Origin of the sequence: Lysinibacillus sp. FSL K6-0075, assembly GCF_038592945.1 — a bacterium.
Classification (GTDB): Bacteria; Bacillota; Bacilli; order Bacillales_A; family Planococcaceae; genus Lysinibacillus; species Lysinibacillus fusiformis_F.
This window is the reverse complement of the sequence record NZ_CP151947.1, coordinates 4,994,964-5,019,780: the sequence shown is the minus strand read 5'-3', so window position 1 is coordinate 5,019,780 and position 24,817 is coordinate 4,994,964. Positions and strand designations below refer to the sequence as shown.

At 36.1% G+C, this 24,817-nt stretch carries 28 protein-coding genes; 25 read left to right on the top strand and 3 right to left on the bottom strand.

All coding sequences use genetic code 11. The features are described 5' to 3' along the window. The first annotated feature begins 592 nt into the window (after nucleotides 1–592). From rpmH to MHB65_RS25185, 11 genes are all read left to right on the top strand, one after another. Complete coding sequence (gene rpmH, locus MHB65_RS25235; RefSeq protein WP_004233310.1) at nucleotides 593–727, top strand: 50S ribosomal protein L34; 135 nt, start codon at nucleotides 593–595, stop codon at nucleotides 725–727. A 100-nt stretch (nucleotides 728–827) separates the two neighbouring features. Beyond that, on the top strand, nucleotides 828–1,172 hold the full coding sequence (gene rnpA / locus MHB65_RS25230; RefSeq protein ID WP_205446310.1) for a ribonuclease P protein component: 345 nt from the start codon (nucleotides 828–830) through the stop codon (nucleotides 1,170–1,172). A gap of 361 nt (nucleotides 1,173–1,533) precedes the next feature. Then, complete coding sequence (gene yidC / locus MHB65_RS25225; RefSeq protein WP_342442108.1) at nucleotides 1,534–2,304, top strand: membrane protein insertase YidC; 771 nt, start codon at nucleotides 1,534–1,536, stop codon at nucleotides 2,302–2,304. Further along, complete coding sequence (gene jag, locus MHB65_RS25220; RefSeq protein ID WP_205446308.1) at nucleotides 2,301–3,101, top strand: RNA-binding cell elongation regulator Jag/EloR; 801 nt, start codon at nucleotides 2,301–2,303, stop codon at nucleotides 3,099–3,101. Before yidC ends, jag begins: the two co-directional genes overlap by 4 nt. 253 nt (nucleotides 3,102–3,354) lie before the next feature. Next, nucleotides 3,355–4,740, top strand: coding sequence for a tRNA uridine-5-carboxymethylaminomethyl(34) synthesis GTPase MnmE (mnmE, locus tag MHB65_RS25215; protein WP_342442107.1), 1,386 nt, complete (start codon nucleotides 3,355–3,357; stop codon nucleotides 4,738–4,740). A 27-nt stretch (nucleotides 4,741–4,767) separates the two neighbouring features. Beyond that, nucleotides 4,768–6,660 carry a tRNA uridine-5-carboxymethylaminomethyl(34) synthesis enzyme MnmG gene (gene mnmG / locus MHB65_RS25210; protein ID WP_342442106.1) on the top strand — a complete coding sequence of 631 codons (1,893 nt, stop codon included), beginning with the start codon at nucleotides 4,768–4,770 and terminating at the stop codon, nucleotides 6,658–6,660. Between the two features lie 112 nt (nucleotides 6,661–6,772). Beyond that, nucleotides 6,773–7,489 (top strand): 16S rRNA (guanine(527)-N(7))-methyltransferase RsmG, encoded by a 717-nt coding sequence (gene rsmG / locus MHB65_RS25205; protein ID WP_205446305.1) that lies wholly within the window; start codon nucleotides 6,773–6,775, stop codon nucleotides 7,487–7,489. 179 nt (nucleotides 7,490–7,668) lie between these two features. After that, a complete protein-coding gene (gene noc, locus MHB65_RS25200) occupies nucleotides 7,669–8,568 on the top strand; it encodes a nucleoid occlusion protein (protein WP_342442105.1) in 900 nt (299 codons plus the stop codon). 223 nt (nucleotides 8,569–8,791) lie between these two features. Next, a complete protein-coding gene (locus MHB65_RS25195; RefSeq protein WP_205446303.1) occupies nucleotides 8,792–9,553 on the top strand; it encodes an AAA family ATPase in 762 nt (253 codons plus the stop codon). After that, on the top strand, nucleotides 9,546–10,394 hold the full coding sequence (locus MHB65_RS25190; protein WP_342442104.1) for a ParB/RepB/Spo0J family partition protein: 849 nt from the start codon (nucleotides 9,546–9,548) through the stop codon (nucleotides 10,392–10,394). The genes MHB65_RS25195 and MHB65_RS25190 overlap by 8 nt, the downstream gene beginning before the upstream one ends. 78 nt (nucleotides 10,395–10,472) lie before the next feature. Continuing rightward, entirely contained in the window at nucleotides 10,473–11,186 is a 714-nt protein-coding gene (locus MHB65_RS25185) for a DUF554 domain-containing protein (protein ID WP_205446301.1), read from the top strand. On the opposite strand, the gene yyaC is transcribed toward MHB65_RS25185, so the two are convergent. Then, nucleotides 11,106–11,738, bottom strand: a complete 633-nt coding sequence (yyaC, locus tag MHB65_RS25180) for a spore protease YyaC (protein ID WP_338652191.1) — start codon at nucleotides 11,736–11,738, stop codon at nucleotides 11,106–11,108. The two genes, MHB65_RS25185 and yyaC, sit on opposite strands and share 81 nt — an antisense overlap. A gap of 91 nt (nucleotides 11,739–11,829) precedes the next feature. Here yyaC and MHB65_RS25175 point away from each other — a divergent pair, with 91 nt between their 5' ends. The 4 genes from MHB65_RS25175 to MHB65_RS25160 all read left to right on the top strand — a co-directional run bounded on the left by MHB65_RS25175 (nucleotide 11,830) and on the right by MHB65_RS25160 (nucleotide 15,226). Further along, on the top strand, nucleotides 11,830–12,702 hold the full coding sequence (locus MHB65_RS25175; RefSeq protein ID WP_205446299.1) for a mechanosensitive ion channel family protein: 873 nt from the start codon (nucleotides 11,830–11,832) through the stop codon (nucleotides 12,700–12,702). A 1-nt stretch (nucleotide 12,703) separates the two neighbouring features. Beyond that, a complete protein-coding gene (locus tag MHB65_RS25170) occupies nucleotides 12,704–12,904 on the top strand; it encodes a DUF951 domain-containing protein (RefSeq protein ID WP_342443794.1) in 201 nt (66 codons plus the stop codon). A 97-nt stretch (nucleotides 12,905–13,001) separates the two neighbouring features. Next, a complete protein-coding gene (gene ychF, locus MHB65_RS25165; RefSeq protein WP_016994923.1) occupies nucleotides 13,002–14,102 on the top strand; it encodes a redox-regulated ATPase YchF in 1,101 nt (366 codons plus the stop codon). Nucleotides 14,103–14,185: 83 nt separating this feature from the next. After that, nucleotides 14,186–15,226, top strand: coding sequence for an acyl-CoA dehydrogenase (locus MHB65_RS25160; protein ID WP_342442103.1), 1,041 nt, complete (start codon nucleotides 14,186–14,188; stop codon nucleotides 15,224–15,226). A 66-nt stretch (nucleotides 15,227–15,292) separates the two neighbouring features. Here MHB65_RS25160 and MHB65_RS25155 read toward each other — a convergent pair whose 3' ends face one another. Beyond that, nucleotides 15,293–15,862, bottom strand: coding sequence for a DUF3267 domain-containing protein (locus tag MHB65_RS25155; protein ID WP_342442102.1), 570 nt, complete (start codon nucleotides 15,860–15,862; stop codon nucleotides 15,293–15,295). 177 nt (nucleotides 15,863–16,039) lie between these two features. On the opposite strand from MHB65_RS25155, the gene rpsF reads away from it, so the two are divergent. The 3 genes from rpsF to rpsR (MHB65_RS25140) are packed head-to-tail and all read left to right on the top strand — an operon-like array spanning nucleotide 16,040 to nucleotide 17,217. Continuing rightward, on the top strand, nucleotides 16,040–16,327 hold the full coding sequence (rpsF, locus tag MHB65_RS25150; protein ID WP_205446295.1) for a 30S ribosomal protein S6: 288 nt from the start codon (nucleotides 16,040–16,042) through the stop codon (nucleotides 16,325–16,327). 43 nt (nucleotides 16,328–16,370) lie between these two features. Then, nucleotides 16,371–16,940 (top strand): single-stranded DNA-binding protein, encoded by a 570-nt coding sequence (gene ssb / locus MHB65_RS25145; RefSeq protein WP_054610250.1) that lies wholly within the window; start codon nucleotides 16,371–16,373, stop codon nucleotides 16,938–16,940. Nucleotides 16,941–16,980: 40 nt separating this feature from the next. After that, a complete protein-coding gene (gene rpsR / locus MHB65_RS25140) occupies nucleotides 16,981–17,217 on the top strand; it encodes a 30S ribosomal protein S18 (protein ID WP_004233359.1) in 237 nt (78 codons plus the stop codon). A 191-nt stretch (nucleotides 17,218–17,408) separates the two neighbouring features. Here rpsR (MHB65_RS25140) and MHB65_RS25135 read toward each other — a convergent pair whose 3' ends face one another. Next, the gene (locus MHB65_RS25135) at nucleotides 17,409–17,675 is read right to left on the bottom strand and encodes a hypothetical protein (protein WP_342442101.1); all 267 of its coding nucleotides are present in this window, start codon (nucleotides 17,673–17,675) and stop codon (nucleotides 17,409–17,411) included. A 330-nt stretch (nucleotides 17,676–18,005) separates the two neighbouring features. Between MHB65_RS25135 and MHB65_RS25130 the strand changes: the two genes are divergently transcribed. From MHB65_RS25130 to dnaB, 7 genes are all read left to right on the top strand, one after another. Next, complete coding sequence (locus MHB65_RS25130; protein ID WP_342442100.1) at nucleotides 18,006–18,497, top strand: RNA polymerase sigma factor; 492 nt, start codon at nucleotides 18,006–18,008, stop codon at nucleotides 18,495–18,497. Beyond that, the gene (locus MHB65_RS25125; RefSeq protein WP_342442099.1) at nucleotides 18,494–19,249 is read left to right on the top strand and encodes a hypothetical protein; all 756 of its coding nucleotides are present in this window, start codon (nucleotides 18,494–18,496) and stop codon (nucleotides 19,247–19,249) included. The genes MHB65_RS25130 and MHB65_RS25125 overlap by 4 nt, the downstream gene beginning before the upstream one ends. Nucleotides 19,250–19,531: 282 nt before the next feature. Then, complete coding sequence (rpsR, locus tag MHB65_RS25120) at nucleotides 19,532–19,738, top strand: 30S ribosomal protein S18 (RefSeq protein ID WP_342443793.1); 207 nt, start codon at nucleotides 19,532–19,534, stop codon at nucleotides 19,736–19,738. Nucleotides 19,739–19,988: 250 nt separating this feature from the next. Further along, a complete protein-coding gene (locus tag MHB65_RS25115; protein ID WP_205446294.1) occupies nucleotides 19,989–20,930 on the top strand; it encodes a YybS family protein in 942 nt (313 codons plus the stop codon). A gap of 13 nt (nucleotides 20,931–20,943) precedes the next feature. After that, nucleotides 20,944–22,914 (top strand): DHH family phosphoesterase, encoded by a 1,971-nt coding sequence (locus MHB65_RS25110; RefSeq protein WP_205446293.1) that lies wholly within the window; start codon nucleotides 20,944–20,946, stop codon nucleotides 22,912–22,914. Then, entirely contained in the window at nucleotides 22,914–23,360 is a 447-nt protein-coding gene (gene rplI, locus MHB65_RS25105; RefSeq protein ID WP_205446292.1) for a 50S ribosomal protein L9, read from the top strand. The genes MHB65_RS25110 and rplI overlap by 1 nt, the downstream gene beginning before the upstream one ends. A 13-nt stretch (nucleotides 23,361–23,373) precedes the next feature. Further along, nucleotides 23,374–24,735, top strand: coding sequence for a replicative DNA helicase (gene dnaB / locus MHB65_RS25100; RefSeq protein WP_004233370.1), 1,362 nt, complete (start codon nucleotides 23,374–23,376; stop codon nucleotides 24,733–24,735). Nucleotides 24,736–24,817: the final 82 nt, after the last annotated feature.

Genomic DNA, 24,817 nt, shown 5'->3' with positions numbered 1-24,817 from the left:
GCTGCTAATCTCCTTTACAGTGTTCAATACAAAAAAAATCGCATTTATAGAAATGGTAAATACGTTCATTTTACAACTCGTCCACATAATCACAAGTTGTGGATAAAAGTTAACCAAAGGCTGTGATAAAAATTATCCACAGCATATTAACAGTTGTGGATAATTAAAATGTTCGTTTTAGTTTTCAACAAAGTGAAGCACAGTAATCGTATCAGAAAAACAAAGCCATTTCAATAGTTTGTGAAACTTATCCACATAGCTTATAGTTATGCACTTTGTAGTTGTCCACAAGCACTGCTTATGTGAAAAACCTGTAGATAATTGTTGTGGATAAAAAATAATGCAAAAAATACTATACACAACTCTGTGTAAAAAAGACAAGTACTCTGTGGATAATTATTTTTATATTTATGAATTAAAAATCTCGCTTGTAAAAATCTAAAGACTAAAAAATTGAAAATAGAATAAATACATAGTTCGACTGATTAAAAGAAATTTATGAAATTCATTGACAAAATAACTAGATACTTTATATAATATTCGAGTCTGTATGTTGAAAAATTCAACTCAATTCAGGAGGTGTCTATATACAATGAAACGTACTTACCAACCAAAAAAACGTAAGCACAGCAAAGTACACGGTTTCCGCGCACGTATGAGCACGAAAAACGGTCGCAAAGTTCTTGCTGCTCGTCGTCGTAAAGGAAGAAAAGTTTTATCAGCATAAAATAAGTCCACTGAGCCACATCAGTGGTCTTTTTTTTCTTTATTTTTGGTAAACCTAGAAATGAGGATCAAAAGATATTATCTAATAGCAGGTGAAAGAAATGAAAAAACGCCAACGAGTGAAGAAGAATGATGATTTTCAAAAGGTGTTTAAAAAAGGTAAATCTTTCGCTAATCGTCAGTTTGTTGTTTATTTTTTAGCAAAAGAGGGACAAACGGAATTTCGTGTAGGTTTATCAGTTAGTAAGAAGCTTGGGAATGCGGTAACACGCAACCAAGTAAAACGCTATATTCGACAAAGTATTCAAGAATTAAAAAATGATCTAAAGCCGAATATGGATTATGTTATTATCGCCAGACAACCGGCGGCCACTATGGATTTTCATGAAGTGAAGCAAAGTTTGCAGCATGTACTACGAATCGCAAAGGTAATGAAAAAAGTGTAATGTATGCAACCAAGTGGTGAAATTACGCCTGTACAGTTAGCAATAGAATAGAAAATGTGCAATTTTGCATACAATTATAAGTGAGTGAATTATACGCATAGGGGTATTTTTGACGTGAGTTTTTGCTTAAAAGTATGTAAAATTCGCAACTTAACTCAGGAATAAGTGTATGTAGTTAGAATATTTAGTAGAGTGAACGTTATAGGCATGATAAAATAACTGATAACTTTATCTTCATCGAGGACTCTCAAAATTGGACTGAAATAAAGATAAGGCTACTGGCTGTTAACCGATTATGTCAGTATAAAAAGAAGCATATAGAAATAAGAAAAAGTGAATAGTAATTGTAGGGGGAAGAAGGTTGAAAAAACAACATTGGGTAATTTTGTCACTAGTATCAGTAGCCTTACTACTTTCTGGTTGTACAGAATTCAATGAACCAATTTCCAAAGATAGCACAGGCTTCTGGAATGAATTCATTGTTTGGCCGTTGGTATCAGCGATAAAATACTTTGCTGATCTGCTAGGTACGTATGCATGGGGGATCATTGCCGTAACGATTATTATTCGTTTAGCAATTTTGCCATTGATGATCAAACAAACAAAGAGTTCAAAAAAGATGCAAGAAATTCAGCCAAAATTGAAGGAACTGCAAAAGAAGTATGCTTCTAAGGATGCTCAGACACAACAACAATATCAGCAAGAAATGATGAAGCTAATGAGTGAATCTGGAGTAAATCCACTAGCTGGATGTTTACCAGTAATCATTCAAATGCCAATCTTAATTGGTTTCTATCATGCAATTAGCCGTATGAATGCTACATCTACATTTGATTTAGGGAATTTCTTTATCTTCCCGTTAGCAGATCCTGCACCTGCATTAGCCATTACTGCAGGTTTAATGCAATTTATCGTGTTACGTACAGGACCAGCAATGGATAATCCTCAAATGAAAATTATGATGTATATTATGCCATTCATGATTATTGGTTTTGGTATGGCCTTACCAGCTGCATTATCATTATACTGGGTGATCGGAAACATTATTTCGGTTTTCCAAAACTTGTATATTTATAAACCTTGGAATAAAGATAAAACACAACCTGCTCAAAATGGAGGGGCTAAAAAGTGAAACAACTTACGCAAATAGGCGCAACAACACAAGAAGCGGTCTCATTGGCGTTACAGAAACTTGGCAAAACCCGTGAACAAGTAGATGTTGAAGTTTTACAAGAAGGTAAAAAAGGATTTTTAGGTTTTGGTGCACGATCTGCAGAGGTACGTGTAACAGTAAAGGAAGTTCAGGTTCCGACAATTGAAAGTGACAATGCTGAAACGCAAATGGCAACTCAATTAAACGAACCAATAGTAGTAGATGATGTTGAAACACTAAGTTCACAAGTTTCTGAACAACCAAGTGAAATGGAAGACGTTCAACAAGTCGTTAAAGAACAAGATGAAGATGTAGACTCAGCAAATCCAATTGAAGAGGCAAAGGCTTATTTAATAAGTATCGCTGAACAATTGGCTATTCATGATCTTGATATTGCTACGACACGCGAAGGAAAATATGTATTATTTCAACTAAAAAGTGAGAAAGCTGCACTGCTTATAGGGAAACGTGGTCAAACATTAAATTCCTTACAGCAATTAACGCAACTCGTATTAAATAAAAGCGCTAAGCAGTTCTTAATGGTGAAATTGGATGTAGAAAACTATCGCGAGCGTCGACAAGTAGCTTTAGAATTACTTGCAGATCGAATGGCGGATAAAGCATTACGCTTAAATCAACGTGTGGCATTTGAACCAATGCCGTCTTACGAACGAAAGATAATTCATAATCAACTAGCAAATCGTCTAGATCTTGAAACGTATTCAGAAGGTACAGAGCCTAATCGTTATTTAGTAATTGAACCAGTAAAAAAATAATTAGATGTTGCTCATCACCATACAGACAGACAATATATTTTGAAAGGTCATTTTATCTTCGAGATAAAATGACCTTTTTTAATGAAAAATAGCAAAGTTTGTCGAAAATAGGATTAGCGAAAAAATTGATTTTATCCACATTTGGAAATCATCCTTACTTTAGATTTTGCTGAAAATATGTTAGTCTAAGGTGTTAGTAAGTATTGGTCGGTTTTGATTATCCACATGTGGATAACGTCGAGGAGGTCATTAAATGGAGTTCGATACAATTGCTGCGATATCCACACCGATGGGTGAAGGTGCCATAGCCATCGTTCGTTTAAGTGGGGACGAGGCAGTGACGATTGCAGATAAAATATTCAAATCACCCGGGGGAAAAAGTTTAACAACGAAAGATTCGCACACTATTCATTATGGGCATTTAGTTGATCCTAAAACTAATGAGGTAGTAGAGGAAGTAATGCTATCGCTGATGCGCGGACCAAAAACATTCACGCGTGAGGATGTAGTTGAAATAAATTGTCATGGTGGACTAGTTTCAGTCAAACGTGTGTTGCAACTTGCCTTAACGAATGGAGCAAGGTTAGCTGAGCCTGGCGAATTCACAAAACGAGCATTTTTAAATGGACGCATAGATTTATCACAGGCTGAAGCGGTTATGGATTTAATAAGAGCTAAAACAGATCGTGCGATGAACGTTGCTTTGGGTCAAATGGATGGAAAATTATCGAGACTTATTGGTGATTTGCGCCAAGCTTTACTAGAGACATTAGCACAAGTAGAGGTTAATATAGATTATCCAGAGTATGATGATGTAGAAGAAATGACAGTACCTGTATTAGTAGAAAAATGTACATGGGTAAGAAATGAAATTAGTAAACTTCTACAAACATCTTCTCAAGGAAAAATTTTGCGTGAGGGATTATCAACTGTTATTTTAGGTCGTCCGAATGTAGGGAAATCTTCACTATTAAATAGCTTAGTACAAGAAAATAAGGCCATAGTGACAGATATTGCAGGGACTACTCGTGATATTATAGAAGAGTACGTCAATGTCCGTGGTGTTCCACTTCGTTTAGTGGATACAGCGGGTATTCGGGAGACAGAAGATATTGTTGAACGAATTGGTGTAGAACGCTCACGGGAAGCTCTTCGTGGAGCAGATTTAATTCTGTTTGTATTAAACTATGCAGATGAATTAACTGCTGAGGATGAGCGTCTATTCGAAACAATTGAAGCGATGGATTACATCGTCATTGTCAATAAAACAGATTTACCGCAAAAAATTGATTTGGCACGTGTCAAAGAATTAGCTGGTGAGCATCGCATTGTAACAACATCTTTGTTACAAGAGGAAGGTATTATAGAGCTAGAGGAAGCCATTGCTGCGTTATTCTTTGAGGGACAAATCGAAGCGGGCGATTTAACATATGTTTCAAATGCAAGACATATAGCACTTCTGCACCAAGCGCAAGCAACGGTTGAAGATGCAATAGCAGCTGCACAGGATGGTGTACCAGTTGATATGGTACAAATTGATGTGACAAGAACATGGGAAATACTTGGTGAAATCATTGGTGACACTGTACAAGAAAGCCTAATTAACCAGCTATTTTCACAGTTCTGTTTAGGAAAATAATTTTAAGTAAGAAAGGAAGGTACGAGCATGCCAACAAAATATGAGGCAGGCACGTTTGATGTTATCGTGATTGGCGCAGGTCATGCAGGCTCTGAAGCTGCACATGCCGCAGCTAAAATGGGTGCTAACACATTAATGCTAACAATCAATTTAGATATGATTGCATTTATGCCATGTAATCCATCTATCGGTGGCCCAGCCAAAGGAATTGTCGTACGTGAAATTGACGCTTTAGGTGGCGTCATGGGGAAAGTGATAGATAAAACACATATACAAATGAGAATGTTGAACACAGGGAAAGGTCCTGCAGTACGTGCATTACGTGCACAAGCAGACAAAGTTTTATACCAACAAGAGATGAAACGTGTGTTGGAGGATACGGAAAACTTAACAATCCATCAAGGAATGGTTGAAGAGCTGATTATTGAGGATGGAGAAGTTAAAGGAGTCATTACACAAATTGGTGCCGTTTATCGTGCTAAAACAGTCGTTGTGACAACAGGTACTTTCCTACGTGGTGAAATCATTATCGGTGATATTAAATATTCAAGTGGACCTAATAATCAGCAACCGTCAATCCGCTTAGCTGATAATTTAAAAGAGCTTGGTTTTGACCTAGTTCGCTTTAAAACAGGTACACCACCACGTGTGAATAACCGTACAATTGATTATGACAAAACAGAGATTCAACCAGGAGATGACGTTCCGCGTGCATTTAGTTTTGAAACAACTGAATTCATTATGGATCAGCTACCTTGCTGGTTAACATACACAAGCCCTGAAACACATGAAATTATTGAAGCAAATTTACATCTTTCACCGATGTACTCAGGCATGATTAAAGGGACAGGTCCACGTTATTGCCCATCTATTGAAGATAAAGTGGTACGTTTTAATGATAAGCCAAGACACCAAATCTTCTTAGAGCCAGAAGGCCGTAATACACGTGAGGTATATGTTCAAGGTTTGTCAACAAGCTTACCAGAGCATGTCCAAACACGTTTACTAAAATCTATACCTGGTTTAGAAAATGCGGAAATGATGCGTGCTGGTTATGCTATTGAATACGATTCAATTGTGCCAACACAATTATGGCCAACTTTAGAAACAAAACGTATTAAAGGCTTATATACAGCTGGTCAAATTAATGGTACGTCAGGCTATGAAGAGGCTGCCGCGCAAGGCTTAATGGCGGGAATGAATGCTGCTGCCAATGTACTAGGTAAAGACGAATTGATTTTAAGCCGTTCTGATGCTTATATTGGCGTTTTGATTGATGACCTAGTGACTAAAGGAACAAACGAGCCATATCGTTTATTAACATCTCGTGCAGAGTATCGTTTACTATTACGTCACGATAATGCAGATCTACGTTTAGTAGAGTTAGCCTATAAAATGGGGATGATTCCACAAGAACGATATGCAAGTTTCAATGAGAAAAAAGAGCTGATTGAAAATGAAATTGCACGTCTTCGTGAAGTCATTATTAAACCAAATGAAGCGACTCAATCTGTTATTCGTTCTGTTGGTGGTAGTGAATTAAAAGACGGTATACGTGGCGCAGATTTATTAAAACGCCCTGAAATGCATTATGAGTTAATTTCTTCTTTAATTCCGGCAGAAATCGAATTGACGGATGAAGTGAAAGAACAAATTGAAATTCAACTTAAATATGAAGGCTATATCGAAAAAGCGTTGCAACAGGTAGAGAAACTACACAAAATGGAAAATAAAAAAATCCCTGAAAATATTGATTACGATGCTATTTCAGGATTAGCAACAGAAGCGCGTCAAAAATTAAAACAAGTTACACCACTTTCTATTGCGCAAGCCTCTCGTATTTCTGGTGTTAATCCAGCTGATATTTCAATTCTTCTTGTTTATATTGAACAAGGTAAAATTGCGAAAGTAAGCAGCTGATCAACAACAGTAAAGTAAATAAGAGGCGGGCATACCATTGTGCCCGCTTCCTATTTTTAGGGCTATACTATTAATTGTAGTTGTATAGCTAGATCAACAAAGGAGACTTAACATGAACGAACAACAATTTATTGAGGCTCTGAAAGAGAAAGGTATCGAACTTTCTGATACGCAGATTGCTCAATTTAAAAAGTATTTTGAATTACTTGTTGAGTGGAATGAAAAGATGAATTTGACCGCTATTACAGATTTAGAAGGCGTATATTTAAAGCATTTCTTCGATTCAATTAGTCCTTCATTTTATTTTGATTTTTCAAAAGTAGTAACTGTTTGCGATGTTGGAGCTGGAGCTGGTTTCCCAAGTATCCCCATTAAAATCTGCTTCCCACATTTACATGTTACAATTGTCGACTCCTTAAATAAAAGAATTACCTTTTTAAATCATTTAAGTGATGAGTTACAATTAGAGAATATGCATTTTGTACATGCTCGAGCAGAAGAGTTTGGTCAAAATGTAAAATACCGTGAACAATTTGATGTGGTAACAGCACGTGCTGTAGCTCGTTTATCAGTTCTATCAGAGCTATGTGTACCTTTAGCAAAACAAGAAGGACATTTTGTTGCTTTAAAAGCCGCAGCCGGGGCAGAAGAATTAAAGGATGCTAAAAAAGCTTTAACAACATTAGGTGTTAAACTGAGAGAGGAATTTTCTTTCAAGCTACCTGTTGAAGAAAGTGACCGCATTTTATATATATTTGATAAAATAAAAGGAACACCGAAAAAATATCCGCGTAAGCCAGGTGTACCAAATAAAACACCAATTCAATAATTAGTGTTTCATGTGAAACTTCTCAAAGTGGAAAATATTTTTTCTATTTTGAGCATACATACTAGTTATGGATGGTTCACGCAAAAGACATCTATGAACTATATACATTTAAGGAAATATAATAAATAATAATAGAATGACACAGAGCAAGATAGTTACTTAAAGGTGGTGCCACTTGGATGAAAAGTCCTTTTTCACGTTTTTTTGGAGGCGGAAGTAAAACAGAGCCTATTGTGAAAAATGAAGTAGAACAAGCAGAGGCGGTTCATGCAGCGGAAGAAGTTATAAAGTTGCCTATTGATCAAATTGTACCTAACCGTTTTCAGCCACGTACTATTTTTGATGATGAAAAAATTGAAGAATTATCAAGAACCATTCATACACATGGTGTGATTCAGCCAATTGTTGTACGTAAAACATCAGAAAATCAATATGAAATCATCGCTGGTGAGCGTCGATATCGAGCGATGAAAAAGCTACAATGGACAGAGGTCCCTGCTATTGTACGTAATTTAACTGATAAGGAAACAGCATCTATTGCGTTAATAGAGAACTTGCAGCGTGAGGAGTTAACAGCAATTGAAGAAGCGGTAGCCTATCAAAAATTATTAGAGCTTCATGAGCTAACACAGGAAGCTCTTGCCCAAAGACTTGGAAAAGGACAATCCACTGTAGCCAACAAATTACGTTTATTAAGGCTGCCAGATGAAGTACAGCAAGCTATTTTGAAGCGTAAAATATCTGAACGACATGCACGTGCATTAATTGCTATTAAAGATCAACCATTGCAATTAGAAATTTTACAGCTAGCAATGGATAATGATTGGAATGTGCGACAGCTAGAGGAGCAAATCCAGGTCATATTACATCCTGTAGCTGACGAGCAGGAAGAAACAATCCCAAAGAAAGCTAAACCGAAACGTAAGGCCATAAGTAAAGATGTGCGTATTGCTTTAAATACCATCAAACAGTCGTTAACGATGGTAACGAAAAGTGGGATTACGGTGAAAACTGAAGAAGAAGATACAGAAGAATACTATCAAATTACAGTGAAGATTCCTAAAAAGAAAAAAGTGTAATAAATTATTTTAGTAAAGTAATTTATAATCAAATTCATCACTGTACAGGGGAGATATCTCAAAAGATTAATTGAGATATCTCCTTTTTTGTATATATTCTTAATATTTTATACAACTCTCTTCAATTTTTTTGATAGAATGAAAGTTAGATAGCGGATTAAATAGTGATTTTACAAATGATTTGTCAAAGTAAACTTTGATAGATGAAAGCAGGTGCTTTTAAATGGGTAGAATTATAGCAATCGCCAATCAAAAGGGTGGCGTAGGTAAAACAACAACTTCGGTCAATTTAAGCGCTTGCCTAGCATACTTAGGTAAGAAAGTGCTTTTAATTGATACTGATCCGCAGGGGAATACAACAAGTGGACTTGGTATTAATAAAGGAGAAATACAAGGGTGCATTTATGATGTGCTCATTGATGATGAAGATGTTGAAAATGTCATTCAAATAACCAATGTAGAAAATTTATCTATCGTGCCCGCAACCATTTCACTTGCAGGCGCAGAAATTGAATTGGTTTCGACTATTTCAAGAGAAGTACGTTTAAAACATGCTCTACAAAATGTGAAAGAAGATTTCGATTATATAATTATTGACTGTCCACCATCTTTAGGGCTTTTAACAATCAACGCTTTAACAGCTTCAGATGCGCTCATTATCCCTGTACAATGTGAATATTATGCATTGGAAGGGTTAAGTCAATTATTATCAACAGTTCGCCTCGTTCAAAAGCATTTGAATCAACAGCTTTACATCGATGGTGTTTTATTAACAATGCTAGATGCACGCACGAATTTAGGCTTGCAAGTTATTGATGAAGTGAAAAAATATTTCCAAGATAAAGTATATAAAACAATAATTCCTCGTAATGTGCGATTAAGTGAGGCACCAAGTCATGGTCAACCAATCATCACTTATGACGCAAAATCTAGAGGTGCAGAAGTTTATTTAGAGATGGCGAGGGAAGTGATTAAAAATGGCTAAGGGTCTAGGAAAGGGTATTGGTGCATTATTTCCAGGAGAGTCTTTAGAACACAGTGGACAAGTGGAAGAAATCCAATTAGATTTAATTGTTGCGAACCCATTTCAGCCTCGTAAAATTTTCGATGAAGAGAGTTTACAAGAATTAGCAGATTCTATCAAAGAACATGGGATTTTGCAGCCGATTGCCGTGCGTAAAAAAGCACGTAAGTTTGAAATTGTTGCTGGAGAACGTCGTTACAGAGCGTGCCTATTAGCAGGCCTAGAGGTTATTCCTGTTATTATAAAAGAGTTATCAGATGCACAAATGATGGAGCTAGCTATTCTAGAAAACCTCCAACGTGAGGATTTAACTGTAATTGAAGAAGCTGAAGCCTATCAGAGTTTAATGGAAAACTTACATTTAACACAGGAAGAGTTATCGAAGCGATTAGGAAAAAGTAGACCACATATTGCAAATCATGTTCGGCTACTTGCTTTACCAGAAGATGTACGTAAATTGATGAATGATGGAACATTATCGATGGGGCAGGGACGAGCTTTACTCGGCTTAAAAAATAAAAGAAGAATATCAGAAGTGGCCAATAAGGTAATAAGTTTAGGATTGAATGTACGTCAAGTTGAATTATTAGTGCAAAACTTAAATGAAGAAGTTTCACGTGAAACAATCCCGCCTAAGAAAAAAGATATCTTTGTAAGTGCAAAGGAGTCACAATTACGTGATTACTTTGGAACAAATGTTCAAATAAAAAAAACAAATAATAAAGGGAAAATTGAAATTGAATTTTATTCTGAAGATGATTTAGAACGTATATTGGAAATATTAAACATACAGGAAGAATAAAATAATATTTCTATAACTTAATCAGAGCGCCAAGCAAACAGGCGCTCTCTATTTTTTAGAGAGAAAGAAGGCTTAAGTGTGGTATTACTAGGAGCTTTGATAAATGCTGTGTTAATTGTAGCAGGAGCATTAGTAGGGCGCATTTTTAAAAATATCCCTGAATCTATGAAGTCTACGGTCCTATCTATTATTGGTTTAGCCGTCACATTATTAGGGATAAAAATGGGCTTTGAAAGTGATAATTTTATTATATTGGTAGTAAGTTTAGTGGTAGGTACAGTAATAGGTGAGTGGTTAGATTTAGATAAACAAATGAATCGTCTTGGTAAATGGGTAGAGAGTTTATTTCGTACAAAACGGGATGGCCAAAATCAAATTAGTATAGCAGAGGGCTTTGTTACTGCTTCCCTAATTTTTGTTGTTGGCTCAATGGCCGTTATCGGTGCACTCGATAGTGGTCTTCGTAATGATCATAATGTACTCATTACAAAAGGATTAATAGATGGATTTACATCCATAATTCTAGCATCCACATTAGGTATAGGTGTATTGCTATCCGCTGTACCTGTCTTTGTTTATCAAGGATTAATAGCACTTTTTGCAGGGGTTATAAGTTCCTTTATCCCTGATGCCGCACTACAAATGTTCATTACAGAAATGACGGCTGTTGGCGGGGTTATGATTATGGCAATAGGGTTAAACATTGCAGGCTTAGCTAAGATCAAAGCTGCTAACTTGCTGCCAGGTATCGTCATTGTTGGTATTATGGTGGCTATCTTCTACACTTTTTAGTGAATAACGATGAGCAGCCAGTAATAATGCTCTTGAAAGCTTTTCAGCCATTGCATAAGAAATATGAAGTCTTGTATTTTGTAAAACAAGCATTTCCATAAAGCCTCCAATATTGACGATTCCTTTCACGGAAATGTCTCCAATTGGGGGTAATTCTTTTTTTACAGCTTTTCCAGGGAATATCGGTCCACTTTGAACGGAAATATGACCAACATTTTGCTCACTGCCAAGACAGGCATCAATCGCAATAATGAATGGTTTTGTAGTATGATTGTGTAGCTGTTGCATTGTAGAATCCAGGTTTAGAGCATGTAAAGGATCTTCTAAGGATCCTACAATTTCATAAGGAAAGCTAACAGATTTTTTTAAGAAACTACCAGTTAATGGCCCAAGTGTATCACCCGTACAACGATCACTGCCAATACAACAAAAAATTAGTCTTTCATGATGAAACGGTATATGTTCTAAAAATAATGTACTTAATTGCCAAACAGCATTTTTACTCTCGTGATGAAGGGAATAAGGTAGTAACAAATTTGGTATAGTATTCATAAAAAAACTCACTTTCTTTTTATTTTTAGAAGTGCTCAATTTTTATGCAGTATACGCAAATTTTTAGCAAGTTATTCAAGAGGTGGTAATGATGGAAAAGAATAAAAAATTAATGGAGAAATACTGGGATAAGCTCACATCTGAGGATCTTTGGGAACATGTTATTGATGCATCTATAGAAATTGTGCTCATTCTATTAGCATCATGGATAGCGGTAAGATTAGGTAAAAAATTTATTAAAAAAGTGTTTTTAATCCGTATGCGTTCACCCTTAAGCCACTCAGAGCGACGCCAACGAACAATTTCAAGATTATTACAAAGCGTGATTTCCTATGTTGTTTATTTCTCTGCAATCATTGGTATTCTTTCTTCCTTAAATATAAAGGTAGCGGGTTTATTAGCTGGTGCAGGGATCGTTGGTTTAGCAATAGGTTTTGGTGCTCAAAGCTTAGTAAAGGATGTTATTACTGGATTCTTTATTATTTTTGAAGACCAGTTTGGTGTAGGAGATTATATAAAAATAAATGCTGCAGAAGGTACGGTTGTAGAAATTGGCTTACGTACAACAAAAATTAATGGTGCTACTGGTGAACAGTTCATCATTCCCAATGGTGCCATTGGCGAAGTCGTCAACTATTCTGTTAACAACTCCAAAATTTTTATAGATTTACAAATGGCCACAGATGCTGATTTTGAAAAAGCAGAAGGGGTTATTAATAAGTATTTAGAGACATTGCCTAAGATGCATAAAGAATTAATTGCCGCTCCAGTATTTCTAGGTGTGCAAAATGTTAAAGGGACAGAAGTAACCATTCGTATAGCTGCTGAAACCTTACCACAGCAACAATATGGAGTAGCACGTATCATTCGTCGCGATATTACGAAACTCTTTGAAGAAAATAATATACCAATGGCCTATCCAAAAATGATGTTCTATGGCAAAGATGAGGGGAGAAGTGAGTAAGATGGAGGCAAAGAAATTTGGTTTAAATGATATTGTTGAAATGAAAAAACAACACCCATGCGGTACTAATAAATGGAAAATTATTCGTATGGGGGCGGATGTACGTATCAAATGCGAAGGATGTCAGCATAGTGTCATGATTCCACGTCGTGAATTTGAGAAAAAAATGAAAAAGGTTTTATTTTCTGCGAATGAGTCGTAACATCAGGCATATTAGACTTTTTCTGAGTGAATCAATATAATAGATAAGGTTATATGAGAGAAAATTTGAACTGAGTATAGAAAGGTTGTGTCCATTCATGGCATTAACAGCTGGAATCGTTGGTTTACCTAACGTTGGAAAATCAACATTATTTAACGCAATAACAAAAGCGGGCGCATTGGCTGCAAACTATCCATTCGCAACGATTGATCCGAATGTTGGTATCGTTGAAGTACCTGATGCACGTTTAGATAAATTAACAGAATTAGTTGTACCGAAAAAAACTGTACCAACTGCATTTGAATTTACAGATATCGCTGGAATTGTTAAAGGTGCTTCTAAGGGTGAAGGATTAGGAAATAAATTCCTAGCTCATATTCGTGAAGTAGATGCAATTTGTCAGGTAGTACGTTGTTTTGTAGACGAAAACATTACGCACGTTTCCGGTGCAGTAGATCCAATTGATGATATTGAAGTTATTAATCTAGAGCTTGCGCTAGCTGACTTAGAATCTGTAGATAAACGTTTACAACGAGTTAGCAAAATGGCGAAACAAAAAGATAAAGAGGCTATGATCGAAGAGCCAGTACTTCTAAAAATTAAAGAGCAACTAGAAAACGGTAAACCAGCTCGTGCAGCTGAGCTATCAGATGATGAATTAAAGGTAATTAAAGGTCTTCATTTGCTAACAATTAAACCAATGCTTTATGTAGCAAACGTTTCAGAAGATGAAGTAGCAGATGCTGACAACAACGAGTATGTGAAAAAAGTACGTGAGTATGCATCGGCTGAAGGTGCTCAAGTTATTACAATTTGTGCTAAAATCGAAGAAGAAATTTCTGAGCTTGATGATGAAGAAAAAGCTATGTTCTTAGAAGAATTAGGGATTAAAGAATCTGGTTTAGATCAATTAATTCGTACTTCTTATGATTTATTAGGATTAGCTACGTACTTTACTGCAGGTGTACAAGAGGTACGTGCCTGGACGTTCCGTAAAGGAATGAAGGCACCACAATGTGCAGGTATCATTCATACTGACTTTGAGCGCGGCTTTATTCGTGCAGAAACAGTTGCATATGATGATCTACTAGAGGCAGGTTCTCAAGCAGCAGCTAAGGAAGCTGGTAAAGTACGTCTTGAAGGTAAAGAATATGAAGTACAAGATGGCGATATTATGTTATTCCGCTTTAATGTATAAAAACTAACATGGGCAATCTATATGGTTGCCCTTTTTCGATTGCATAGTTATCAGAATTTTTAGTGTATGGAGGCAACCTTTGAATGAATGTTATGCAAATTAAGGAACGTGGTTTAGAGTTTGAGCAATTGGGGATGCTGCCACAAGATGTCTTAGATTATATTTATGAACAACAACTATTCAAATTGTTCACTTCAAGAGAATTAGGTGGTAAGGATTTAGATTTAGTAGAAGGTGTAAAGGTATTCCAGCAGATGTCTGCACTTGATGGCAATTTTGGGTGGCTCATTACGATTGGTACAGGTGGAAATGCATTTATTCCAACATTCAGTCAGGAAATCTGTGAAAAAATCTATTCTCCTAAAGAAGCAGTTATAGCAGGTAGTGGATATCCAACGGGTATAGCTGTCAAAACAGCTGGTGGCTACTATGTAACAGGGCAATGGAAGTATTGTAGTGGTTCTAATTATGCCTCGACATTTACGATGAATTGCTTAATTGAAGAAGATGGTATCAAAACAGAAAAAATTATTAGCTGCTCAGTGAATCCACAAGATGTTGAGATTTTGAATGATTGGTCTGCAATGGGTTTGAAGGCAACAGCAAGTCATACAATCCGTGTAAACAACGTTTGGGTGCCTCAGGAAGCTACTTTTCAATTAGGTACAATCAGAAATGATTATGGCAATTCAGTGCATAGCTTTCCATTCATCACTTTTGCGGAGGCCTCCTTTTTAGGTGTTTGTCTTGGGATTACAGAGAATTTTTTAGAAGAAGCTTTTGCTTTAATGAAGCAACGAAATGATGATATAAGCAGAACTGAACGAATTGGAGCCTTACAATTTTTATGGATGCAGCAGCAGAAACGTTTCAAGCAATGTGAGGAGCAGTTCTTCGCAACATTATCTGTCTATTGGCAAAAGCATCAAATAGGTGATGAATTAACAGAAGAGGAATTATCACAATTTACCCAAATGACTAAGGATATTGCTGCTGCTTGCTTAGAGATAGCGAATAACTTAATACGCAGTCTCGGTATGGATGCTATTACAGAAACATCCACGATTAATCGAATTTGGAGAAATTTATATACAGCAGCCCAGCATGGATTTTTAACTCCTTAAAGTATAAATAGAATCTGTAGCTATTCATTTTAATCTACAGATTCTATATGTTTATGTAGTCTTACTTTACTGGGCGTCCTTTTTCTTTGTTGTATAAACATACAGCTTTGGTAATTTGGGATCATCCTGTACGATAGCATTTCTCGGATATTTCCGTAGTTCTTTATACATGGCAAAATCACCTACTGCACCAGCTATTAACACTGCCCCTATCAAGATTAAAACGGTGCTGTTAAGATAAAACCCAATGATAGTTGGGAGTACACCAGTTGTCCAGAATGGCAGTAATAGAGCCTTTTTCATAGCATGATTGTAGAGAGGTTGCTCAGTAGTTGCATAGGCAATACCCAACTCTAAATTTACGCCATATTTCAAAGCTTTATAGGGCACTTTGCCAAAAATCATAAAGCCAATTAAATGAAAAGCCTCATGTAGGATAATAAAAATTATATACAGTACGACAAATAGTGCTGTGCCACAAACCATATTCCAAAAAGAAAAATGAAAATCTTTAAAGCAAATATATTGAATGGCTATAAATAATATGACAAGACCACTTGTAATGACAAAATTGTCGATCATTAATTTTTTTAAATCTAATTCGATAACGATAGGTTCCTCATCATTGATGAACATGAAGGCACTCCTTTCATAGATAATTGAAATATACTGTTATTATATAATGAATTATTAGTTTGTGACTTGAAAGACATGTACCTATATGTTACAATTCATTGATGTGAGTAATAATTAATTACTTGCTCCTTGCTCCCTTAAATAGGAGAGCCTAAGTCCATAAGGAGGTGTAAACAGATGAGAAAATACGAATTAATGTACATCGTACGTCCGAACATTGAAGACGAAGCGAAGAAAGCTTTAGTTGAACGTTTCAACGAAATCTTAACTTCTAACGGTGCAGAAGTCATCGAATCAAAAGAGTGGGGCAAACGCCGCTTAGCTTATGAAATTCAAGACTTCCGCGAAGGTTACTACCAAATCGTAAAAGTAAACGCTACTTCAGATGCAATCAACGAGTATACACGTCTTGCTAACATCAGCGAAGACATCATTCGCCACATTGCAGTTCGCCAAGAAGCTTAATTATTAAATTTTTACAAAATGCTGAAAAGGAGGTTGTATTCTGATGATAAACCGTGTCGTATTAGTTGGAAGACTAACAAAAGATCCTGAGCTACGTTATACACCGAATGGAGTTGCGTCTACAAGATTTACAGTAGCTGTAAACCGTGCATTCTCAAATCAACAAGGTGAACGCGAAGCTGATTTCATTAGCTGTGTTGCCTGGCGAAAACAGGCTGAAAACCTAGCGAACTTCATGCGAAAAGGGAGTTTAATTGGGGTAGAAGGTCGTATCCAGACAGGCAGTTATGAAGGACAAGACGGTAAGCGAGTATACACAACAGATGTCGTGGCGGATAGCGTACAGTTTTTAGAACCCCGTAATGGTAGCGGTGCTCCTGCTCCTCAATATGGTGGTGGACAAACTTACGGTAATAACCAACCGTCATATGGCGGTGGTCAACCACAACAACAGTTTGGTGGCGCTATGCCAGGGCAGGGTTCCTATGGCGGCGATGCTTATCAGCAAAATCAACCACCTATGAATCAGCCGAATTATACACGTGTAGATGAGGATCCATTTGCGAATAGCAAAGGACCAATTGAAGTATCTGAGGATGATCTTCCATTCTAATGCTTCTAAAAGATAAAAAAAGATAAGGAGGAGACACACTATGGCACCACGTCGCGGAGGCCGCAAACGCCGTAAAGTTTGCTACTTCACTTCAAACAATATTACGCATATCGATTATAAAGATGTAGATCTTTTAAAGAAATTCATCTCTGAGCGCGGTAAAATTTTACCACGTCGCGTAACTGGCACAAGTGCAAAGTACCAACGTAAATTAACTTCAGCTATCAAAGTATCTCGTATTATGGGATTACTTCCATTCGTTGCTGAAGATAAATAAAATTTATTTATTAATAAAAGCACAACAAGGTTTTCATAACCTTTGTTGTGCTTTTTTTATTTATACTGTTTTCTCAAAGATTGTTGCTATAAAGGAAAGTTAGGATTATTCCACAAGCGCACCCGATTGTGGAAGATCATAAGCATATTTCTTCTTAAACTAAATCACCTGTTAATTCAATTAGTAACACATTATTTAAGCAACGGTTGAAGACCTATTAGCAAGGGTGCATACACGATTAATGGAATAAGCAAAATTACTGCACCAATTTTTTTAATTCCCTTTTGTAATAGTAAAAGAGAAGTAATGAAAAATAATGGGTAAATAATAAACGCAATTATTAATATACCATCAACTAATTGATATAGTTTTCCTGAAAATGCTCCTATGAATGGGATTGAAATCCATTCTAGTAAGCTAAACGTAATAACTAATATCCATAACCATTTGAGTGTCATTACTAATCACCTCTAAATCCCTGATTGGTCAAAAAAGTAAAAAAACTTATTCCACTTTACATTATTATTTCAATGCATTGTATTACATTACCAATTAAACTGATTTTTGTTAAATTAAACTACCTCTTTAGTTTAAGTAAAAATCTTCTATTGCAAACGAATTACATAATTTAATAAGGTTAGATTCGGATATAAGCCTATTAGAAAAATTTTTTTTCAATTTTTAAGCACTGATCAGTTTTTTAGGTAAGATTATTTTCTAAAATTATTTTATATAAAATGTCACCAAATGGTATCTTCATGTGTGTTATAAGTGAAAGGAGTTGATGGATGTTGCAACAATTAGTTTGGGCGAACGAACTAGATATAGAACGAATTGTTGATAAATATGGAAATATGCTTTTTAGAATGTGTCTTGTTATTCTATGCAATGAGAATGATGCAGAGGATGTCGTACAAGACACTTTTATTACCTATCTAACTAAATCTACACCATTTAACGATTCAGAACATGAGAAAGCATGGTTGATTACTATTGCTACAAATCGCTGCAAGAATATGAGAAGGTACAATATTATTCGTAAACATATGGATATCAATGATTTGCAACTATATTGTAAGGATGATGAAAACTATGATTTAATCGAACATCTTATGAGATTGCCAAATAAACATAAGATTGTATTGTTACTTCATTATGTAGAGGGCTATAAAGTAGATGAAATAGCAAAAATACTTGCCATTACTACTTCAGCAGTTAAAAAGCGATTACAACGTGGAAGAGAGCTTATTCGAGAAAGATATCGAAAGGAGAATGAATGATGAACTTTGATAAAATTAAAGAAGCGGTTAATTCTATTGAAATGTCAAAAACTATGAAAAGTCGTGTGAAAAAGAATTGCAATATTATAGAAAAGAAAAATAATTTTAAAGGGCGGATTTCTGTAGCTTGTGCATTTGGAATCCTATTGTCAATTATGATAGGCATTCCACTTTTCAATAAGAATGGAAACTTTCAAGGCGCAAATTTTGCAATCACAGCTTATGCATTGAGTAATGATGGGAATCAGTCTAATACCAAACTTTCATCAGATAAAGCCACTTTTGAATTATCAACTGAAACTAGAGGTATTACAATTGATCGAACTGGTGATACAGGTGGTTTAATTTTTACAAATATTATGCTAAATATAAGTGGAGAACATATCGACTCAATTACTTATACCATTAACAAAGGCAAGTTTTTAGAGGATGTTATACTAACAGCTAAAGAATATGCAGACAAAGACTGGTTATTGTCAGAAAAGATAGTCACCATTGGAAATTCGCCTGGTTCAGATATATATTCTGCTACAAAGGACATTGGAAATACCTATACAGTTAAGTATAATGAACAGGATAAATATAAATATTCATTTGTAATTCATCATGATGGTAATTTGGTAATAGATGATGACATAATAATCAAAGTAATTATAAAATATACAGATGGAAAGTCTGAACAACAAGATATTATTGTAACTCAAGAATCAAATTCTATCGAATCAAAATCTATTTCATTAAAGCTAAATTAAAATAATCGAGATGATAATACTACTGTACAAAGAACTAAGTTAACTGGAGAAAAGAAGAACTAGTAGAAAAATCTACAGGATAGATTAGAAACCAAACATTGGCGAGGATACTTATTACTCTTGGTAGTATTGTTGGCTACGGAATTTATGTAGGATTTAGAAAGTTAATTAGTACGTATATTTATATTTTATAAAATATGTAGAAACTTTTCTCCAACTAAACCATCCAATAGTTTGTCAATATTTATTAATGGAAAATAAAAATAGTTCATTTTATACTAAATTTGGGCATGCCAAATAACCGCTAATAACATTACGCATATCGACTATAAAGATGTAGATTTATTAAAAAAATTCATCTCTGAACGCGGTAAAATTTTACCACGTCGCGTAACTGGCACAAGTGCAAAGTACCAACGTAAATTAACTTCAGCTATCAAAGTATCTCGTATCATGGGATTACTTCCATTCGTAGCAGAAGACAAATAAGATTGATGATGGTAAGGTAACTGACCTTACATCAATTTTAAAAACCAGCATATTACGATATTCGTATCGGGTATGCTGGTTTTTTGTTATGGTTAAAAAGGAAATTACCAACCACTTAGGTAAAAGTCTGAATTAAAATTGAAAAAATAAAGACAATGTACATAGTGATCTAAGTGATTTTTGTTCAATACTATGAAAAAATGGTACAATAAAGGGTAGTAAGTTTGACTGAAAAAAAGGAAGGTTTTCAATGCCGAATAATCAAACAAAAGCGCTTGTACAAGGCTCAATGATGGTTGCACTTTTTACAATTTTAATGTTAATTTCTGCATATGTACCATTCATCTTTATAGTAGCTTTATTATTCGCTCCACTACCGATTGCTTGGTATAGCGCAAATTACAAGCGTTCCACATCAATACTCGTAGCAATAGTAGGCTGTATCCTAACCACTATAACGAGTGGAATATCCATGCTGCCATTTGCCTTTATTTTAGGGTTATTAGGTGTCGTTATGGGTAACGCCATTTATCTGAAGAAGAGTAAGCTTTATTTATTTATGTCCATGGGGATTGCTAATCTTATCTCGATGGCAATTGTTTATATTGCCTATGTAAAGCTTTCAGGAATTGACTTCATTAACATGAGTTTAGAGATGGCGCGTAAAAATTATGAGCAATCTAATGAATTTGCAAAGAATGTAACAGGTCAAGTAGCCATAAATCCAGAACAGCTTGAGGCGATGTTTAAAACAATTGAACTGACTATGCCTGCAACGATAACAATCTCAGCATTTTTTGCTGCATTTATTATCATTACAGTAAATTTACCAGCTCTAAAACGACTAGGAGTAGATGTTCCTAAATTTGCTCCGTTCCAAAATATGAGATTACCACGCTCTATTTTATGGTATTACATGATTGTTTTATGCATTAATTTATTCATGCGTCCAGAGGCTGGTTCTACGCTAGATATCATTGTATTAAATGTTTCTTATATTTTATGGTTGTTACTCATTCTACAAGGAATATCTTTTATCCATTATTTTATTTCTAAAAAAGGGATGCCAAACGGTGTTAAATGGGTAGCTACTTTGTTAGCAATTCCTTTATCATCCTTCATGATCTTACTCGGTATTGTTGATTTAGGTTTTGACGTACGTTCACTTGTAAAGGGGAAGACTAAAGAATAAGGGGCTGATTGTAATGGGGACTTTTAGAAAACGACCAATTCGCTATCCGCTTTTTGTTCTTTCCATATTTGGAACTGTGACGTTCGTGCTTCTATGTATTTGGAATATCGGGATAGGTATCGGTTATGGTGTAGGTTTTGTTTTACTGATGACCTACACATGGAAGGTAGAAAAGATAGCTTATGAGGAAACGGAAAAGCATATTGAATCTATTTCCTTCCGTATGAAAAAAGTAGGGGAAGAGGCATTGCTTGAAATGCCGATCGGGATACTTCTGGTTAATGAGCAATATGAAATAGAATGGTCTAATCCATATATGCAAGGTATCCTTAATGTGGAATCATTAGTGGGTGAAGGTATTGTCAATATATCCGATGATATCTACGTGTTAATGAAGACCGAGGAAACAAATGAGGCTACGATTACATTACGTGATCGGAAATATCGGGTTTATTATAAAAAAGAGGAACGACTACTGTATTTCTTTGATATAACTGAACAGATTGCCATTGAAAAGCAATACTTTGCAGACCGTACAGTAATCGCTATATTGTTTGTCGATAATTACGATGAAATCACGCAAGCCATGGACGATCAACCACGTAGTTTAACTAACACAATGGTTACTTCAATTGTCAATGAATGGGCTGCGGAGCATGGTGTGTTTGTCAAACGAATATCATCCGATCGTTTCCTAGCAGTATTAAATGAATCCATTTTAACGGAGCTAGAAAAGAAAAAATTTGCTATTTTAGATACCATTCGTGAAAAAACAGCTCAAAAGAATTTATCGTTAACATTAAGTATTGGGGTAGGAGCTGGATCATCCTCATTAGTTGAGCTTGGTGAGTTGGCACAATCAAGTCTAGATCTTGTATTAGGACGAGGTGGTGACCAAGTGGCGATAAAGCAACCTACTGGAAAACTTAAATTCTATGGTGGAAAAACAAATCCAGTTGAAAAACGTACACGTGTTAGAGCGCGCGTTATTTCACATGCATTACGCGATTTAATTCAAGACAGTGATCAAGTGTTTGTTATGGGACATAAAAATCCTGACATGGACTCCATTGGTGCGTCTGTAGGTGTACGGAAAATGGCTCAAATGAATGATGTAAAGGGCTATGTCATCATCAATTTTGATGAATTAAATGGTAGTGTTACACGATTAATGAATGAAATAGAGAGTAAATCAGATTTCTATGAAAATTTCCTTACACCAGAGGAAGCCGCTGGTAAAATGACTGAGAAATCGTTGCTCGTTATTGTTGATACACATAAACCGAATTTAGTAATTGATGCACACCTATTGAAATTAGCTGAAAAGGTGGTTGTAATCGACCATCATCGTCGAAGTGAGGACTTTATCGAAAATCCTACACTTGTTTATATGGAGCCGTATGCGTCGTCCACAGCTGAGCTAGTGACAGAGTTACTAGAATATCAGCCGAAGCGTGCAAAGATCAATATGCTAGAAGCTACTGCATTGCTGGCAGGTATTATTGTTGATACCAAAAGCTTTACACTTCGAACAGGAGCACGTACATTTGAAGCTGCTTCTTATTTACGAACGAATGGTGCAGATACAGTATTGGTACAACGTCTCTTAAAGGAGGACGTGGACACATATATAGAGCGCTCCAAAATTGTGCAAACAGTTAAGTTCGTAAAACCTGGAGTAGCTGTTGCTGTAGGTGAAGAATCAAAAGTGTATGACTCTGTCTTAATTGCGCAAACAGCAGATATATTACTAACGATGAAGGATGTTAGTGCATCCTTTGTCATTGCGCATCGGGCAGATGGAAAAATTGGTATAAGTGCACGCTCACTTGGCGAGGTCAATGTACAGCTAATTATGGAGAGGCTCGGCGGCGGTGGACATTTAACAAATGCTGCCTGCCAAATAGATGCTAAATCCATTGATGGTGTGAAAAAACATTTAGAAGAGGCCATAAATGAGGTCTTTGAAGGGAGTTCTGACTAATGAAAGTAGTATTTTTAAAAGACGTTAAAGGAAAAGGAAAAAAAGGTGAAATTAAAAACGTAGCTGATGGCTATGCACAAAATTTCCTAATTAAGAATGGCTATGCAGCGGAAGCAAATGCGCAAGCTTTAAGCCAATTAGATGGGCAAAAAAAATTAGAGGCCAAAAATGCAGCTGCTGAATTAGCTGAAGCACAAGCATTGAAGGAAAAAGTAGAAGCACTAACAGTTGAGCTAAAAGCAAAATCAGGTGAAGGTGGCCGCTTATTTGGCTCAGTATCTACAAAGCAAATTGCTGATGCATTACAAAAGGTGCATGGCATTAAAATTGATAAACGTAAAATGACTTTACCTGATGGAATTCGTTCACTTGGCTTTACAAATGTTCCTGTAAAACTACATCATGAAGTATCAGCAACGTTAAAAGTACATGTAACGGAAGAATAAGGAGCGACGATCCATGAGTGAACCGATGATGGACCGCGTTCCACCGCATAACCGGGAGGCGGAACAATCGGTTATCGGTGCTATCTTCCTTGAGCCACAAGCATTAATAACAGCATCAGAAATTTTATTGGCAGATGATTTTTATTTAAATGCCCATAAGAAAATTTTCGAAACGATGTTGCGCTTGAGTGATCAAGGAAAAGCGATAGATGTTGTAACAGTTACTGAAGAATTATCAGCTAAAAAAGAGATTGAGGACGTTGGCGGGCTTTCTTATTTACTAGAGCTCGCCAATGCTGTCCCTACAGCTGCCAATGTCGCCCATTATGCCAAAATCGTTGAGGAAAAGGCCCTCTTACGTCGATTGATTCGGGTCGCTACGAAAATCGTCGAGGACGGCTATACGCGTGAAGACGAAGTAGAGGCATTATTAGGTGAGGCAGAGAAGAAAATGATGGAGGTTGCCAATCGTAAGAATGCAGGAGACTTTAAGCATGTTAAAGATGTGCTAGTGGAAACTTTCGATAATATTGAGCAACTTCAATCACAAAAGGGAGAAGTAACGGGTATACCAACTGGCTTCCGTGATTTAGATAACATTACTGCTGGCTTTCAGCGCAACGACTTAATCATTGTTGCTGCACGTCCATCTGTAGGGAAAACGGCCTTTGCATTGAATGTTGCACAAAGTGTTGCCGTACAAGCACGTGAAAATGTAGCAATCTTTTCTTTAGAGATGGGTGCAGAGCAACTGGTAATGCGTATGCTTTGTGCAGAGGGAAATATAGATGCACAAGTTTTACGTACAGGTGCTTTAACTACAGAAGATTGGGGTAAACTAACTATGGCAATGGGTAGTTTATCGAATTCAGGGATTTTTATTGATGATACACCTGGTGTACGTATCAATGAAATTCGTGCAAAATGTCGTCGTTTAGCACAGGAAAATGGACTAGGAATGATCTTAATCGATTATTTACAGTTGATTCAGGGTAGTGGCAAGCCAGGAGAAAACCGTCAGCAAGAGGTATCAGAGATTTCACGTTCCTTAAAGGGATTAGCCCGTGAATTAAAGGTACCTGTTATTGCTTTATCACAGTTATCTCGTGGAGTTGAGCAGCGACAAGATAAACGGCCAATGATGAGTGACTTACGTGAATCGGGAAGTATTGAGCAAGATGCTGATATTGTTGCGTTTTTATACCGTGATGATTATTACGATAAAGAATCTGAGAATAAAAATATGATCGAAATTATCATTGCGAAACAACGTAATGGTCCAACAGGAACCGTTACACTTGCCTTTAAAAAAGAATTCAATAAATTCATTAATGTGGATTGGTCACAAATGCCACCACCACCGCCACGTGATTAGTCATGTTATTCGTCATTCAGATAAGTTGCCTATCCGTAATGAAATATTACCCTTAGAATGAATTAATCTGAATGTTCGATAA